Origin of the sequence: Acinetobacter sp. YH12226, from assembly GCF_013417805.1 — a bacterium.
Taxonomy (GTDB): Bacteria; Pseudomonadota; Gammaproteobacteria; order Pseudomonadales; family Moraxellaceae; genus Acinetobacter.
Map to the genome: position 1 here is coordinate 136,074 of NZ_VPDG01000001.1, position 16,170 is coordinate 152,243.

The 16,170-nt window shown below is 43.3% G+C and carries 14 protein-coding genes; 5 read left to right on the forward strand and 9 right to left on the reverse strand.

Annotated elements, in window-relative coordinates; genetic code table 11:
• Positions 1-5 precede the first annotated feature (5 nt).
• Positions 6-920, reverse strand: a complete 915-nt coding sequence (locus tag FTV08_RS00675) for a DMT family transporter (protein WP_005103872.1) — start codon at positions 918-920, stop codon at positions 6-8.
• Positions 921-941: 21 nt separating this feature from the next.
• Positions 942-1,427 carry a YaiI/YqxD family protein gene (locus tag FTV08_RS00680; protein ID WP_005103873.1) on the reverse strand — a complete coding sequence of 162 codons (486 nt, stop codon included), beginning with the start codon at positions 1,425-1,427 and terminating at the stop codon, positions 942-944.
• A gap of 249 nt (positions 1,428-1,676) precedes the next feature.
• Between FTV08_RS00680 and FTV08_RS00685 the strand changes: the two genes are divergently transcribed.
• Entirely contained in the window at positions 1,677-2,609 is a 933-nt protein-coding gene (locus FTV08_RS00685; protein WP_180086494.1) for a hypothetical protein, read from the forward strand.
• Between the two features lie 410 nt (positions 2,610-3,019).
• On the opposite strand, the gene FTV08_RS16150 is transcribed toward FTV08_RS00685, so the two are convergent.
• A complete protein-coding gene (locus tag FTV08_RS16150) occupies positions 3,020-3,151 on the reverse strand; it encodes a hypothetical protein (RefSeq protein WP_257221144.1) in 132 nt (43 codons plus the stop codon).
• Positions 3,152-3,191: 40 nt separating this feature from the next.
• On the reverse strand, positions 3,192-4,271 hold the full coding sequence (gene serC / locus FTV08_RS00690) for a 3-phosphoserine/phosphohydroxythreonine transaminase (RefSeq protein ID WP_005106386.1): 1,080 nt from the start codon (positions 4,269-4,271) through the stop codon (positions 3,192-3,194).
• Between the two features lie 360 nt (positions 4,272-4,631).
• On the opposite strand from serC, the gene FTV08_RS00695 reads away from it, so the two are divergent.
• Genes FTV08_RS00695 through FTV08_RS00710 form a run of 4 tightly spaced genes read left to right on the forward strand, consistent with a single transcriptional unit; the run spans position 4,632 to position 9,461 of the window.
• Positions 4,632-6,092: a TolC family protein gene (locus tag FTV08_RS00695; RefSeq protein WP_180086242.1), complete on the forward strand. Its 1,461-nt coding sequence runs from the start codon at positions 4,632-4,634 to the stop codon at positions 6,090-6,092.
• A gap of 11 nt (positions 6,093-6,103) precedes the next feature.
• Complete coding sequence (locus tag FTV08_RS00700; RefSeq protein ID WP_180086244.1) at positions 6,104-7,234, forward strand: HlyD family secretion protein; 1,131 nt, start codon at positions 6,104-6,106, stop codon at positions 7,232-7,234.
• Positions 7,234-8,364, forward strand: coding sequence for an ABC transporter permease (locus FTV08_RS00705; RefSeq protein ID WP_180086246.1), 1,131 nt, complete (start codon positions 7,234-7,236; stop codon positions 8,362-8,364). Before FTV08_RS00700 ends, FTV08_RS00705 begins: the two co-directional genes overlap by 1 nt.
• Positions 8,361-9,461 carry an ABC transporter permease gene (locus FTV08_RS00710; RefSeq protein ID WP_180086248.1) on the forward strand — a complete coding sequence of 367 codons (1,101 nt, stop codon included), beginning with the start codon at positions 8,361-8,363 and terminating at the stop codon, positions 9,459-9,461. The genes FTV08_RS00705 and FTV08_RS00710 overlap by 4 nt, the downstream gene beginning before the upstream one ends.
• 27 nt (positions 9,462-9,488) lie before the next feature.
• Here FTV08_RS00710 and FTV08_RS00715 read toward each other — a convergent pair whose 3' ends face one another.
• The 5 genes from FTV08_RS00715 to FTV08_RS00735 form a co-directional block, all read right to left on the reverse strand.
• Positions 9,489-9,914: a DUF3887 domain-containing protein gene (locus FTV08_RS00715; RefSeq protein WP_180086250.1), complete on the reverse strand. Its 426-nt coding sequence runs from the start codon at positions 9,912-9,914 to the stop codon at positions 9,489-9,491.
• Between the two features lie 68 nt (positions 9,915-9,982).
• A complete protein-coding gene (gene gyrA, locus FTV08_RS00720; protein ID WP_180086252.1) occupies positions 9,983-12,964 on the reverse strand; it encodes a DNA gyrase subunit A in 2,982 nt (993 codons plus the stop codon).
• Between the two features lie 320 nt (positions 12,965-13,284).
• Entirely contained in the window at positions 13,285-13,944 is a 660-nt protein-coding gene (locus FTV08_RS00725) for a hypothetical protein (RefSeq protein WP_004731795.1), read from the reverse strand.
• A 179-nt stretch (positions 13,945-14,123) separates the two neighbouring features.
• Positions 14,124-15,056 carry an FAD-binding protein gene (locus FTV08_RS00730; protein ID WP_005252481.1) on the reverse strand — a complete coding sequence of 311 codons (933 nt, stop codon included), beginning with the start codon at positions 15,054-15,056 and terminating at the stop codon, positions 14,124-14,126.
• A gap of 18 nt (positions 15,057-15,074) precedes the next feature.
• On the reverse strand, positions 15,075-15,827 hold the full coding sequence (locus tag FTV08_RS00735; RefSeq protein WP_004280496.1) for an electron transfer flavoprotein subunit beta/FixA family protein: 753 nt from the start codon (positions 15,825-15,827) through the stop codon (positions 15,075-15,077).
• Positions 15,828-16,170: the final 343 nt, after the last annotated feature.

Sequence of the window (16,170 nt, forward strand, 5' to 3'; positions counted from 1 at the left end):
CTGACTTAGTGCTGTTGGTTTGTTGATGGCAGGCGGGCAGCATAGCTGGCTTTAATTTCTCTGGAAAAGTATAACAATAAACCCGCCAGCAAAATGCCAACACCAACAACTGCTGCACCGGATAGTTTTTCATCATTGAGAAGTACGCCAACAAATAAGGCCAGCATCGGTGTCAGCACTGTGGTCAAAGACAAGGTCGTCGCCTTGATTTTCTGCACCAGTTTAAAATAACAGAACATTGCAATCAGTGAAGCCATCACCACGGCATATCCCAGTCCGATCAGTGATTTCGCCTGTGGCATCTGGGTAGGCGCAAATTGCCAGATAAAAGGCAGCATGGCACAGGCCATGAGGGCTGAAACCGCGATCGAACCGGCCGCTTGTGCCATGGGCTGCAAAGGCGCATTGACCTTTTTCACCCAGAACATCGAAACACAGTAAATAAACACGCTGAGTAACATCAGGCCGATGCCCACCGGCTGAATATGCTGGTCTTTTCCACCCACACAAATAATCCCCAGCCCCAGCAATGCAATTGCCATGCCGCACCACTGTGAAGGATAGAGTTTGAGCTGAAAAACGAAACGGCCAATCAGGCCGGTAATAATCGGGGCCAGACCAAACATCAATGCGATAATGCCCGAACTGAGATAACCCGTGGCCAGATAGGTAAAAATCTGCGAGCCAATAAAGCTGCAAGCACCAGCCAGATAGCTGTGCATTGAGAGTGAATCAACAGGAAATCGGGTTTTAAACAGCCACAATAAGGCAAATGCAAAAGGCAAGGCCAGAAAGAAGCGTAGTGCCAGTGCCCAGAGCGGATGCAGATCGGTCACGCTCCAGACAATGGCAAGCGGTGTCGTCGCCCAGATAAACACCAATAAAATATAGGTGGCGATCATATTGGTTTGTGTGGGCATGCGAATTACTCTGAATAATGCTTAAAGCGCGGAAGTCTTGCGTTTTTGTTTTTGAATGGTTTGATCGAGTGCGCTAGAGAATTCACGTTTATCCCGCTCTGAAATGGGTGGCGGGCCACCAGTTTGCACACCGGCACCGCGCAAGCTGTCCATAAAGTCACGCAGATGCAAACGCGCTTTGACATTGGCTGTGGTATACACCTCACCGCGTGGATGAATCGCAATCCCGCCCTTTTCAATCACTTCTGCCGCCAGGGGAATATCTTGGGTCATGACAATATCATGCTCTTTCATGCGCAGAATAATCTCTTTATCTGCAGCATCCGCCCCACTCATTACCTGAATTGAATTAATTCTGACCGAAGGTGTGATACCAACCGGCTGATTGGCCACAAAAGTCACTTCCAGCTGATAGCGATCCGAGGCACGGATAATCACATCTCTCAGAATACGGGGTAATGCATCGGCATCGACCCAAAGTTTGAATGGCAACACAGGGCTTCCCATTAAGGTATTAATCCTGCTTATTCTAGCAAATTGGCAGGATCAGGTTGATGGTTAAATCACTTCATTTGTAGCAGATCTGCCCTGTGTACTTCAAAATATACATGCTCTGCCTGGCAAAAATAACTCGATCCAGAATAAAATGGACTTCACATGATTTGCATTTTAATTTTTAAATTCATTCGATTGACTTGAAAAATCGCAATGACCCTCGATTAACTATAAATAAGTCATCCAAGATCAATTGTGCATATGAAAAATCAGAATAGCCCAGAGATCATCACCATTGATGATCAGAATTTCGGTAGTCATGTCGAACACTGGACCCTGCTCACGGAAAACCCCGGTAGCGACGTTCCACAGTGGTTAGGCAAAGCACTCGATGCACCTGTGATGCCGATGGGTCTTTGTACACAAGAATGTGATATGGATGGAGATACCTGGCTGATTCAGGGGCCGAACAAAGCTGCAGTGCAGTTGAGTCAGGTGATTGCCGTCGAAAACAACAAACCTCAAGCAGTAAAAACTGCCTTCCCCTGCTTTGAAAGTCCGTATCAGGTAAAAGCCACGATTGACCGGATCATTTCCTGTAAATCCAATACTCAGGCGGTATTACGTTTGAATTTGGGTGCCAATAATATCATTTATGCTTTTGACAGCCTGTATAGCGTCAATCATGCGCATTATGAAAAAGACCAGCCTTATGTGGTGAACCTGAATGCCTGGGCCTATGAGCTTGAAGCTGTTGCCGAGCATGAACATCTGGTGGTTGATGATCCGGCTTCGATCAAGCACCACCGTGCCTTGAATGATATTCTGGCTGCCAATAATGGTGTAGCACCGGATAATTTGCAGGAACAGATTGATGCCTGGCAGCCGCAGTGCGAAGAAGATAAAGAACCTGTAACCGTAGATTTTTCTAAAATGGTGGCTTATCTATACGGCGAAACCATGGGTCAGGAAGATGAAGCCTGGTTCCAGGGCAATATTGTCGGTAAAACGACTATGCAGTTTATGGGTCAGGACTATACCCTTTATGATGTCACCCTCATTCATGATGAAGGCCAGCCTGCGACCTTGATCCGGATTGCAACGCGGAATGACCAGTACAGAGACTTCCAGATTGGCCAGTATGTTCGTGGCAACTTGTGGATTCAGGCCAATATTTATAGAAAAGCGGCCTAAGTTCAAACATATAAAGAAGATATTCATTTTGATGGGTATCTTCTTTTAATCCATCTATATTCTTATTTGTCATTTTAATTTTTGATTATTTTTTATACATATTTTCTGGCTTAATAATCTATTTGAATTCATTAAAAACCGAGTTATCCACATTTTTAAATTCAAATGAATTCATTTTAAATATTTGAAATAACCTTAAAAATCTTGTAAAAATAAGCGTTTGATTTCTCATGTAAATAATCTGTTGTCGTGCAAATCTGATATTTAAATAAAATGAAAATTTATGCTCTTTAATCAAAAATGTACTTTATTTAATCAATTTTTTATGATAAAAATACTCACAACAAATTAGTATTAACGATAAATAGATCGGACAATAAATATCTATGAAAATCGTGCAAGAAGAAACATTACAACAGGTCGAGCATCATCTTAGCTCCCGCTATAATATTGATATGATGTCCTGCCTTTTTTTCATGTTGGGGATGCTGATCTGCGGATTCATCCTGCATACTTTTATTTTCTAAAATTATTGCATTCATAAAAAAACCCAGCCTGTGCTGGGTTTTTTCGTTTCAGGAATTAACCATTGCGTTTGGCAAAGTCATCCATAAAGTTCACCAATGCTTGCACACCTTCTAAAGGTACAGCATTGTAAATACTTGCGCGCATACCACCCACTGAACGGTGACCAGCAAGATTCAATAAATGCTGTGCTTCAGCTTCCTTCAGGAACTGTTTCTCAAGATCAGCATTCGCCAAGGTAAATGGTACGTTCATGATTGAACGGTTTGCTTTTGCAATCGGATTCGCATAAAAATCGCTTTGATCGATATAACCATAAAGCAAGTTAGCTTTCTCAAGGTTCACTTTGTGCATGGCATCTACACCGCCATTTTCTAGCAACCACTCAAACACCAGACCAGACAAGTACCATGCATAAGTTGATGGTGTGTTAACCATTGAGCCATTTTTCGCTTGATCTGAATATTTCAAGATGCTTGGAATTTCAGGTTTAGCTTGATCAAGTAAATCTTCACGAATGATCACCAGCGTTAAACCAGCAGGCCCGATATTCTTTTGCGCACCCGCATAGATCAAACCAAATTTAGAGACATCTACTGGCGCAGATAAAATACTAGATGAATAATCGCAAACTAATGGCTTGTTTGTTTCAGGAATTGAAGCAAATTGCAGACCGCCAATGGTTTCATTATCGGCATAATGCACATAAGCTGCATCATCAGAAAGATTCCATTCGCTTTGTGCACTGATCGCATATTTGCCATCAATTTGGATACCTGCTTTTACAACATTGATATCGCCATAACGCTGCGCTTCTTTCAAGGCTTTTTCAGACCAGATACCGGTATCGATATAGTCTGCTTTGTTGTTTTTGCCAAGCAGGTTCAATGGAATTGCCGAGAACTGTAATGATGCCCCACCCTGCAAGAACAATACTTTGTAGTTCTCAGGAATATTCATGAGTTTACGTAAGTCTGCTTCCGCTTTTTCAGCCATGGCAACATAGTCGGCACTACGGTGGCTCATTTCCATGATCGAAAGACCTTTGCCGTGCCAGTCAAGCATTTCAGCTTGAGCTTTTTCAAGTACGGCAGTCGGTAATGCAGCAGGACCAGCACAGAAGTTGTACGCGCGCATGATTTTTCCTTTCAGAGTGAAACACAATAAAATGATGGCATTTAACCATATCTGGCAGGGTCTTGCACAAAATTATTTCAATCTATGAGTCAAGATAGAGTCAAAAAATCAATGTAGATTCACAAGATAAATTGACCAGTATTTTAGCCTGCTGTTTTTATCATCTTTGAACTAACAATTGAAAATGTTCAAGATTAAGCCGTTTTTTAATTCTGGATATTCTCTCAAAAACAGCGGATAAGTATTTGAAATACAGATGTAAAAGAAACAATACTATAACTTTACACTAGTTCTATCTGCGAACCTTTGATTTATACTAGCGGGATAACATTACCGGCTTTAAATCAGTTTAGCGACTTTATGAACTTAAAGAAAAATAAAAGACAGCTTGTCTGGAGTTTAAATCTGCTTGCATCGATGATGTATGGCAGCTTTGCTCATGCACAGAGCATCAGCTTTCAGGACGCTGAACGTCAGTTGTTGCAAAATTCTTATAGCAGCCAAGCCTATCAAAGTCTGGAACAGGCCTCAAAACTTGAAGCTGAAGCAGTGAAAGGTATAGGTCTGCCACGAGTCGACCTGAATGTTCGTGCGTATGCCTTTCATAATGAACTCGATCTGCCTTTGGGTGCATTAAAAAATAATTTAGAGCAATCCTTAACGGATGGTGTAAATAATAGAATTGATGAACTGAACTTAGGGGGTCTGGCTGACCCACTAAAAAATAGTTTAAGACAACCTATTCAAAATGGAGTTGGCTTAATTCCTGATAGTTCGCATGTCGTGCTGGATGATCAGGTGATTCGCCCAACGGTTTCAGTTATGATGCCGCTTTATACCGGTGGACTGACAAGCAGCGCCAAAGAAATCGCCAATATTCAAGTAGGTCGTAGTCAGCTCAGCAACAAACAGCAGCAAGACACGCAGCGTTTTGAACTGATTCAAAGTTATTTTAATGTACAACTCCAAAAGCAACTGCATGCAGCAGCACTATTTAACCTGAATGCCATGCAACAGCATTATCGCAATGCCTTAAAGATAGAACAGCAAGGTTTTATCAGTAAAGGCCAGCGCATGCAGTTTGAAGTGGCACGCAATAATGCCGAGCGCAGTCAGCAAAATACGCAGGCCAATTTGAATGCTGCCCTGTTCCAGCTGAATAATCTGCTTCAGGAAAGTAGCATCACCGAACTTTCGACGCCTTTATTTGTCAATAAAACCGAGCCACAGGCCTTAAATCATCTGCTGAAAACCTTTAGTCAGAACTCTGCGCTGATTCAAAAAATGCAGCTGGATACCCAATTGGCTCAAGCCAATGTCAAAGCCCAGCAAGCGGCAAAAAAACCGAATGTTTTTGCTTTTGGTGAATATAGTCTGGATCAAAATGAAAACTGGATTGTCGGGATTGCCGCACGCTATAACCTGTTTTCTGGGATCGATAAAAATAAAAATATTCAGGCTGCCGAACTCAAACGCTCTGCCACAGAACTGCTCACTGCACGCACCCAGCAGGAAATTGAAAATCTGATTTATAAATCTTATAGCGAAGCACTCAGCGCACAGCAAAGTGATGCGCTTCTGGCACAAAACTTGAAAGCCGCACAGGAAAATTTACGCATCCAAGAATTGTCCTTTAAAGAAGATATGGGCACCGCCACACAGGTCATCGATGCACAAAATATGCTGAGCGGATTACGAGCCGAAACTGCCTTGAATGCTTACAAATATGTGATGTCACTGGCCACACTATTACAAAGCCATGGCTCGATTGCAGAATTTCCGAACTACATCCAACATACCAACACTCACTATATTCGCTAATGGAGCCGAACATGAACGAAGATCAAAAGCCCAATGATCCTGTGAATGAAGCGGCTTCATCCAGCGATACAGAAAAATCGCCTGCGCAACAGGTAGAAACAAAAACTGAAATAGAAAACAACGCGACGACTTCGACCGAGCAACAACAAGCTCCTGAAATCGCTAAAAAGAAAAAATATTTATTGCTCGCCCTGATTCCAGTTCTGCTGGCAGTCATCGCATTTGGATTATGGAAAAGCTACCAACCGGCTCCGCTGGAATTGCAGGGTCGTGTAGAAGCTGAAACAGTTCAGGTAGCGACCAAAGTGCCAAGCCGTATTGAAGAAATTTATGTAGAAGAAGGTCAGCGGGTCAAAAAAGGCGATGTGCTGGTGCGCTTAAACAGCCCGGAAATTCAGGCCAAAAAACAGCAAGCCGCAGCGGCTTTACAATCTGCGCTGGCCTTACAATCGACTGCTGAACGTGGCTCGCAGGAAGAAAATATCGCCAGCCTGTATGCCAACTGGCAATCGCTGAAAGCACAGCAAAATTTAGCCAAAGTTTCTTATGAGCGTGGTGCAAATTTATTGAAGGAAGGTGTGATTTCACGCCAGCGCCGTGATGAATTGTATGCAGCCAGTCAATCAGCGGCACAAATGACAGAAGCAGCGTATCAGCAATACGCACGTGCCAAACGTGGCAGCACCTCGCAGCAAAAGAGTTCTGCCGATGCACAAGTAGATATTGCCCAGGCTGCGCTGGATGAAGCCAATGCATTAGAGGCAGAAACCCAATTAGTAGCACCTGTAAACGGAACGGTGTCTAAAACCTATGGCAAAGTCTCGGAGCTGGTAGCCACCGCAGTCCCTGTGGTCAGCCTGATTGAAGATAAAATGTGGGTGAGCCTGAATATTCGTGAAGACCAATATGCCCCATTTCAAAAAATGAGCAGTATTGAAGGTTATATTCCCGCCCTAGATAAAACCGCCACTTTTAAAATCAAACAGATCAGTGCCGAGGGTGAATTTGCCACCATTAAAACTACACGCCAAACCGGCGGTTATGATGTACGAAGTTTTAAGCTGCATCTTGTGCCCGCACCAGCGATTCCTGAACTCAAAGTCGGGATGAGCGTGCTATTTAAACTGAAAGAGACCCGATAATGTGGACGGGTATATGGCGCGAACTGCGCTATCTGCTCCGCGAAAAATGGGATCTGTGTCTGGTCACGCTGGCACCTGCACTGGTGATTATTTTATTCAGCAGCATGTTTGCCCAAGGTAAACCCGATCATCTATCGATTGCGATTATTGATCAAGATCAGAGTGCGCTGAGTCAAAGCATTTATCAGCATGTGGCACTGAATCATACTCTGAAAATTGCTACGGTGTCGGAACAAACAGCTGAGATTGAGCGCCTGCTAAATCAAAATAAAATTTGGGGTTATATCCATATTCCAAGCGGCGCCGAGCAACGTCTGGTTCGTGCTCAGGATGCTGACATCAGTATTGCCTTTAACCAAAGTTATTTCAGTATCGGAAATACCATTTCGTCTGCCATGCTGGTTAGTACCCTGCAAGCACTCGCTGAATTTAGCGGACAGCAATATCTGGGCAACCGGCTGCCCTCTCTCGAAGCACCGTCACCGCATATCAAAATATCGCCACTGTATAATCCGCAGCTGAATTATGAATTCTATCTGGAACCCTATGTCATTCCGGCAATTCTGCATTTACTACTGTGTTGTTGTGTGGCATTTTCCGTCGGTCAGGAACTGAAGCGGCAGACCTTAACAAGCTGGGTCAGCAACTCATCCATCTGGATGGCATTGCTGTCTAAGAACCTGGTCTATGTGGCTATTTTTAGTCTATGGACCTGGATCTGGATGTTCTGGCTGATTGAAATTCGCGGCTGGTTTGTTGCCGGCTCGCTCGCTCTGATTCTATCGGCACAATTTCTGCTATATAGCGCTTATGCATTTTTAAGCAGTGCAGTGGTTCTGGCAACCAAAGATTTAAGTAAATCTTTTGGCATCATTGCGGTCTATGGCGGTTCATCTTTAAGTTTTGCCGGTGTGACTTTACCTTTAAATAATGCGCCCCTATTCACCCAGTTTTGGTCCAATATTATTCCGTTCACGCCCTATGCCAAATTACAAACTGAACAATGGGTGATTGGTAGTCCATTGCATATTTCACTGCAAGCTGGATTAATGCTGCTGATCTATGCCCTAGTCTACGCTCTGCTGGCTTATCTGTTTCTTAAAAAAATCGCCAAAGGAGCAACACCATGAAATCCCTTTGGTTTTACTATCTACAAAGCTTCAAAGATATCGTCAGTCACGGCACGATCTTTACCACGCTGATTCTATCCGTCTTGTTTTACAGTTTTTTTTATCCAACCGCTTATCAGGCACAGCAGGCTGAAGCCTTACCGATTATTATTGTCGATGAAGAACAAAGTAACTTAAGCACCCGTATTATTGGTCAGGTGGCACAAAGCCCCAATGTGGAAATTCAGGCAATTACCGGCAATTTCGCCGAAGCCAAACAATGGGTGGAGTCACAAAAAGCCGATGGCATTTTACTGCTGCCGGACAATTTATCGCAAAGCTTAAGGCATGGTGAAACAGGTGGCATTGGCCTGTATTTAAGTACAGCCAACTTTTTAGTGACCAAACAAATTGGTCTGGGCTTAGCCACATCAGTTGAGCAAACTTTGGCAGACTATACTGAACGCTTTAGCAAGGTCTCGGATTTTTCACCAGCCCTTTCTGTGCATCAAATTCCTTTATTTAATCCACTGTCCGGCTATGGCAGTTATGTCTTTCCTGCGGTTGCACCCTTAATTATCCACCAAACCATTCTTTTGGGTTTGAGTATGCTGATTTTAGTATATCGGGAAAGAAAAGTAGAATTAAATACAAATGCGTTGATTGGAATGTGTTTAGCGGTCTTCACCATTGGCTGTCTGGGATGTTTCTATTTATTCGGCTTTAGCTTCTGGCTATTTGATTATCCGCGCGGTGGCAACCTGCTTGGAATGCTACTGGCTGTTGCGGTTTTTATCTACACGATAATTGGCATGACCTGTCTATTTGCCAGTTTTCTGGATCTGCCAGAACGTGCGGGTCATGTGATTGTATTCACTTCCATTCCACTGTTCTTTTTATCTGGTGCGGCCTGGCCACATGCTGCCATGCCCATCTGGATGCAAGTCGTTGGCGAAATCCTGCCCTCCACCCAAATTGTGCAGATGTTTATTCAACTCAATCAAATGGGTGTGCCTACAACACTGATCTTGCCTAAGCTGCTCTATCTTGGAATGATCGGTAGCTTGTGCTTTTTTTTGGCTTATCGACGTTTAATTTCTGGTCATCAAAGCAGATAGAACATTATAGCAATGCGTTTATTCCACTTATTTACTTGATTCGCCAAAGACCTGAATATTGAAATTACGAATCTTGTTGCTACCATTCGGCTTATCAAAACTCACATCATACTGAACCAGATTCTCCGGATAGGCAATTTCATAACTGACCTTATATTGTCCAGGCTGATTGGTTGCTTCTTCAATCTCTTTGGTCATTAAAGTCTTAGACTTGTATTCACCTTGAGGAATTGAACGTGAAAAGCGTTTCATCAGCTTTTCATTATCCTTAAACTGGGTTTGCAACTGCGGTTCTAACTGATCCAGAAATTCCTCATATTTCCCGTCACGCAAATCCTCATAAGCCAGCTGTGCCGCCTTTTCCTGTTCAGGACTCGGATTCGGAGTATTGTCCATTGAATTACAGCCACTCAATACAACCGCTGCTGCCAACAACATTAATTTGGTTTTCATCGCTTACCCTTATGGAGTCAAGGTTTATAAAAAAGGACGCCGAAGCGCCCTTTTTATCAGTAAAAAACTTATTCTTCTACTGAATTTTCACCATCTTTTTCAACTTGCTCAGTTTCAGCAACTGCATCCGTTTCAGCCACTAAAGATTCTGCACCTTCAATCGCTTCAACAAACTCATCTTCTTCAACCGCTTCGATTGAAACGACACCAACCAGCAATTCCTCATTACCTAGGCGGATCAGACGAACACCCTGTGCGTTACGACCGGTTTGCGCCACTTCAGATGCACGGGTACGAACCAGCGTACCGCCATCTGAAATCAGCATCAGTTCTTTAGACGCATCAATGGCAACAGCACCCACCAATTGACCATTACGTTCAGAGGTCTTGATCGCAATCACGCCCTTACCGCCACGTTTCTTGGTTGGGAAGTCGTCTACTGGAGTACGTTTACCATAACCGTTTTCAGATGCACACAGTACTTCGCCAGTTTCAGGTACAACAACCAGTGATACGATTCGGCTAATCAATGCTGAATCTGAACCATCTTCGTCATCAGACTCGATCTCAGTTTCGTCATTTTCTTCTAGCTGTGCAGCTGCACCAATGGTCACGCGCATACCACGTACACCTTTGGCAGAACGGCCCATTGAACGCACATCAGTCTCTGCGAAGCGAATGGCTTTACCTTCGTTCGAGAATAACATGATTTGCTGTTCGCCGTCGGTAATCGCTACACCAATGAGGGTATCGTCGCCATTCAGCTCAATCGCACGTAAACCGTTTGAACGAACATTCGAGAACTGTTCAAGCTCTACACGTTTAATCGTACCGTATTCAGTCGCCATAAACACATAGAAGTTTTTACGTACCGCTTCAGCCTGCTGAGCAAAGCCATTGATGATGTCATCATCAAGATCTGTTGCAGAAAGCTCCAAGCCCAACTGTTTCAATTGAATACGCAATGCATCAGAAATATCATCCGCACCATCTTCAGATTCTGTCAGCGCTGCTTCAAGCTCGGCAAAATGAGCATTGATCACTTCATTGCTTTGCAACTGCGCTGCATTGGCTTTTACAAATGCCTTGAAGTCAGCCAGACGTTCTTTGAATTTCTTCGGCGCATCAATCACAGGCAAGATTGCGGTAATGGTCTCGTTTTCATCCAGTGGCAGCAAGTTCACCATTGGGCGACCTTTGGCACCACGTGAGGCTTGCGGCACTTCATAGACTTTCAGACGGTAGACCTTACCAACGTTGGTAAAGCAAAGTACCGTCGCATGACTTGACGTCACAATCAGATGTTGAATGTAATCATCTTCTTTCATGCTGGTCGCAGACTTACCACGGCCACCACGACGCTGTGCAGCGTAGTCAGACAATGGTTGAGTTTTCGCATAACCTGATTTCGATACCGTCAGAACCATTTGCTCTTCAGGAATCAGATCTTCACGAGAGAAATCGATACGTGACTCGACAATCGATGTTTTACGTGCATCGCCATACTGCTGAAGAATTAATGCCAATTCTTCACGAATCACGTTCATCAACAGATTAAAGTCATTCAAAATTGCAGTCAGTTCAGCGATTTGTGACAGGATTTCACTATATTCAGCATGTAACTTGTCTTGTTCCAGACCGGTTAAACGATGCAAGCGAAGTTCCATAATCGCATTCACCTGAGTTGGTGACAGACGATAAATCTCGCCATCCAAACCAAACGGGCGACTTGGATCTTCACCTTCAATCTCATCTGGGCGTACAGAAACTGAACCGGCTTTTTCTAGCAAGGCCAAAACACCGCCACCAGCCCACTCACCTGCCTGCAAACGCTCACGTGCTTCAGCTGGATTCGCAGAACTCTTGATGGTTTCGATGATGGCATCAATATTCGCCAGGGCAACGGTTAAACCTTCCAAGATATGACCACGTTCACGCGCTTTGCGTAATTCGAACATGGTACGACGCGTGACCACTTCCTGACGGTGACGGATAAACGCGGCAATGATGTCTTTCAGGTTCATCAATTTTGGTTGGCCATTGTCCAGACAAACCATGTTGATACTGAAAGAATTTTCAAGTTGCGTGTTCTGGAACAGGTTGTTCACGATCACTTCAGCGTTTTCACCGCGCTTCAGGTCAATCGCGATACGCATACCGTCTTTGTCAGACTCGTCACGAAGCTCTGAAATGCCTTCGAGTTTTTTCTCTTTGACCAGTTCAGCAATACGCTCAATGGTTTTTGCTTTATTGACCTGATATGGAATTTCAGTAAATACGATGGTGGTACGGCCATTTTTCGGATCTTCTTCGAAATGGTACTTACCACGGATATGCAAACGACCCTTACCGGTACGGTAAGCATCGACAATGCCTGATTTACCGTAAATAATACCGCCTGTCGGGAAATCCGGACCAGAAATATGTTCCATCAATCCTTCAATGCTGATTTGAGGATCATTGGCATAGGCCAGACACGCATTCACAACTTCAGTCATGTTATGCGGCGCCATATTGGTCGCCATACCGACTGCAATACCAGTGACACCATTAATCAACAAGTTCGGAACACGGGTTGGCATGACTTGAGGAATACGCTCAGAGCCATCGTAGTTGTCTTCCCACTCGACGGTATCTTTTTCAAGATCCGCTAACAGTTCGTGGGTCAGTTTACGCATACGCACTTCGGTATAACGCATGGCTGCTGCGCTATCGCCATCGACCGAACCGAAGTTACCTTGACCATCAACCAATTGGTAACGCAAGCTGAAATCTTGCGCCATACGTACAATGGTTTCGTATACGGCAAAATCACCATGCGGGTGATATTTACCGATGACGTCACCTACTACACGTGCAGACTTTTTATAAGCTTTGTTATAGTCATTGCCTAATTCGTGCATTGCGAAAAGCACACGACGATGAACAGGTTTTAAACCATCTCGTACATCGGGCAATGCACGTGACACAATCACGCTCATCGCATAATCGAGATATGAGCTTTTAAGTTCATCCTCAATGGCAATCGGTCTAATTTCCGATACGCTCATGCATACTCCTTATTCTACAAGCCAATTTTGGCTTGTATTTATATGTCGTAAAACTAGCAAAATCATTAACTCAAACGACTGAGTTAAAAACTAAAATACAGCCCTAAATTATAGCATAAACACTTGTATTTTTGTGTCGAAATATTCAGCTTAACCTTGTTAATTATCTTCATTTTAGTGATCATTTTCTTGTTATTTGAAAACCGAAAATTAGCGCATCCAGACAGGATTTTTCAATACCTCAAATTTTGAGAAATACAGTACTACAAAAACAAAATGCGCCAATCAACTGGCGCATCTTCATCGTTTTTTCTATATTTTTATTGTGCCTGGTTCAGTACTTTACGATAGCTCAGCACAGCCACAATCAATAAAACTGGCAATAACATTTCTACCCCTTCCTCAATGGTCATAATCATGATTTGAGTATGTGGCACCAACTGGATGCCGAATTCTTCTTTCAGGGTTGAAGTCGTGCGATCGAGCACTTTGCTCAGTCCGCCACAGGCAATGGTGAGAAAGATAAAAAAATGTGCAATATTCAAAGAATTCTTCATGCTTCGTATGGTTTGAACCAGCTTTTTCGCCAGTACCAGAAAGACAAAAATAATGCCGAGCAATAAAATAAATCCGAGCAGCTTATCCATGAGCGGAATTTCAGCACTGCGATAGAAATTAGTTTTGATAAAACTCATTTCAAACACCTGCTTATGGAAATCCATTTCCCGTAATCCCAACAATGTCGCTGCTATAGCCGTAAACACTCGGGTATTAGGTTTGATTTCAACATTAAGCAAACACAGCACTGCCAGCAAGTACCATAACCATGGACTCATGACTTCAAAAGCGCCTGATTCACTAAATAAATACTGAGTTACCGAAGCTGGTGCATTCAGGGCAGTATGAATACAAATACCCAGATAAAGCGCAATCAGCAAAAAACTAATAAACAGGATATGGGCGGCTTTGGAAAAGGACATGATTAAAAACAGGAGAAAAACCAAACCGGAATTTTATCACTTTTCACGCAAATGAAATACTCTAGTTTCGACTGCCGAGTATTTTTAAAATTTTTGCATAAAAAAACGCCCTTGGACAAAACAGGAAAGCATTGCTTTCACTGCCTGCACAAGAGCGTTTTTTGAATCCGATTCAAGAATTAGATTTTAGAAACCAATTCAGGAATAACAGTGTTCAAATCACCGACTAACCAGTAGTCAGCGACTGCATTGATTGGCGCTTCTTCGTCTTTGTTGATCGCAACGATCACTTTAGACTCTTTCATACCCGCCAAATGCTGAATCGCACCAGAGATACCGACTGCGATGTACAGATCAGGCGCAACGATTTTACCAGTTTGACCCACTTGCATATCGTTTGGTACGAAGCCAGCATCTACCGCAGCACGTGATGCACCTTGAGCAGCACCAAGCTTGTCAGCCAATGGATCAAGGATCTTGTGATAGTTCTCACCAGAACCAACACCACGACCACCAGAAACTACAATACGCGCAGCTGTCAGTTCAGGTCGTTCAGATTTTACGATTTCTTCGTTGATAAACTTAGAAATACCGGCATCACCAGTAGACGCAGCAGCTTCAACAGCAGCAGAACCACCCTCAGCAGCTACAGCATCAAATGCTGTACCACGAACAGTCGCCAATACGATGCTTTCGCCTGATTCTACAGTCGCAATTGCGTTACCTGCATAGATCGGACGTTTGAAAGTCTTAGGACCATCTACCGCAATGATGTCAGTGATCATGCTTACGTCAAGAAGCGCAGCTGCACGTGGCAAAATGTTTTTACCAGTTGTTGTAGAAGCAGCAAGGATATGTGTATAGCCTTTACCTAATTCAGCAACAAGTTTAGCCACATTTTCAGCCAATTGGTTTGCATAAGCAGCGTCATCAGCAAGTAATACTTTGCTTACACCCGCAACTTTAGCCGCTTGGTCAGCAACTGCCTGAGCGCCAGAACCAGCAACCAATACAGTGATATCACCACCGATTTTTTGCGCTGCAGCAACAACGTTTAAAGTAGCAGCATTTAATGCTTTGTTGTCGTGCTCAGCGATAACTAAAATACTCATGATTTTTATCCTTCTGTATTAGATCACTTTCGCTTCGTTTTTCAATTTTTCTACAAGCTCGTCTACAGACTTCACTTGTACGCCAGCTTTACGCTCTGCAGGTGATTCAACTTTCACTGTTTTCAGTTTAGTTGCAGGGTTTACACCGAAATCTGCAGGTGACTTGGTATCCAGCGGTTTTTTACGCGCTTTCATGATGTTTGGAAGTGCCGCATAACGAGGCTCGTTCAAACGCAAGTCCGTGGTAATGATTGCTGGAAGTTTCAGCTCAACAGTTTGTAAACCGCCGTCTACTTCACGTGTTACTTGTACTTTATCGCCATCTACTTTTACTTCAGAAGCGAATGTACCTTGACCTGCACCCATTAGAGCGCCAAGCATCTGACCAACCTGATTCGAGTCATCATCAATTGCTTGCTTACCCAGAAGGATCAATTGTGGTTGTTCAGCGTCAACAACGCCTTTCAGAATTTTAGCGATTTCCAGCGCACCCAGTTGGCTGTCATCAGCTTCAACCAGAATACCGCGGTCAGCACCAAGCGCCATTGCAGAACGAATCTGTTCTTGGGCTTCTTTAGGACCAATAGAAACAACAATGATTTCTGAAACAGTTCCTTTTTCTTTTAAACGAACCGCTTCTTCCACTGCAATTTCACAGAATGGATTAATTGACATTTTAACGTTAGTTAAGTCAACACCACTGTTGTCCGGTTTAACACGAACTTTAACGTTGGCATCAACCACACGTTTTACAGCAACAAGAGCCTTCATGTAATCCTCGGCTGTTTTAGCAAATGTAAATGTTGAGAAAAGTTAGTGTAACTCTTCACTTAAATTTTTTTAGGTGCCCTATCTTGCAATGTGTACGGCATTTCGGTCAAGTCACAATTCAACAAAGAGGTGTAAAAATGCGTAATTTTCCCTGAACGATGCGTTCACAATTAATTGTTATCGTTTTATTACAATGAAATGTATCAATATTTACTTAAAATTTACCCATTGATTTATATTATTTTTTTATCTGATTAATCACATCAGAAGTTTTGATTGATCACATTTAATTTAAATTGATTTAAAGCAGCTTGAAGCAAAACAGCCGGAATATACGTATGTC

What these genes read in the sequence shown, in the direction of transcription:
- FTV08_RS00675 (WP_005103872.1), bottom strand. Translation starts at nt 920, where the DNA reads ATGCCCACACAAACCAATATGATCGCCACCTATATTTTATTGGTGTTT.
- FTV08_RS00680 (WP_005103873.1), bottom strand. Translation starts at nt 1,427, where the DNA reads ATGGGAAGCCCTGTGTTGCCATTCAAACTTTGGGTCGATGCCGATGCA.
- FTV08_RS00685 (WP_180086494.1), top strand. Translation starts at nt 1,677, where the DNA reads ATGAAAAATCAGAATAGCCCAGAGATCATCACCATTGATGATCAGAAT.
- FTV08_RS16150 (WP_257221144.1), bottom strand. Translation starts at nt 3,151, where the DNA reads ATGAATGCAATAATTTTAGAAAATAAAAGTATGCAGGATGAATCCGCA.
- serC (WP_005106386.1), bottom strand. Translation starts at nt 4,271, where the DNA reads ATGCGCGCGTACAACTTCTGTGCTGGTCCTGCTGCATTACCGACTGCC.
- FTV08_RS00695 (WP_180086242.1), top strand. Translation starts at nt 4,632, where the DNA reads ATGAACTTAAAGAAAAATAAAAGACAGCTTGTCTGGAGTTTAAATCTG.
- FTV08_RS00700 (WP_180086244.1), top strand. Translation starts at nt 6,104, where the DNA reads ATGAACGAAGATCAAAAGCCCAATGATCCTGTGAATGAAGCGGCTTCA.
- FTV08_RS00705 (WP_180086246.1), top strand. Translation starts at nt 7,234, where the DNA reads ATGTGGACGGGTATATGGCGCGAACTGCGCTATCTGCTCCGCGAAAAA.
- FTV08_RS00710 (WP_180086248.1), top strand. Translation starts at nt 8,361, where the DNA reads ATGAAATCCCTTTGGTTTTACTATCTACAAAGCTTCAAAGATATCGTC.
- FTV08_RS00715 (WP_180086250.1), bottom strand. Translation starts at nt 9,914, where the DNA reads ATGAAAACCAAATTAATGTTGTTGGCAGCAGCGGTTGTATTGAGTGGC.
- gyrA (WP_180086252.1), bottom strand. Translation starts at nt 12,964, where the DNA reads ATGAGCGTATCGGAAATTAGACCGATTGCCATTGAGGATGAACTTAAA.
- FTV08_RS00725 (WP_004731795.1), bottom strand. Translation starts at nt 13,944, where the DNA reads ATGTCCTTTTCCAAAGCCGCCCATATCCTGTTTATTAGTTTTTTGCTG.
- FTV08_RS00730 (WP_005252481.1), bottom strand. Translation starts at nt 15,056, where the DNA reads ATGAGTATTTTAGTTATCGCTGAGCACGACAACAAAGCATTAAATGCT.
- FTV08_RS00735 (WP_004280496.1), bottom strand. Translation starts at nt 15,827, where the DNA reads ATGAAGGCTCTTGTTGCTGTAAAACGTGTGGTTGATGCCAACGTTAAA.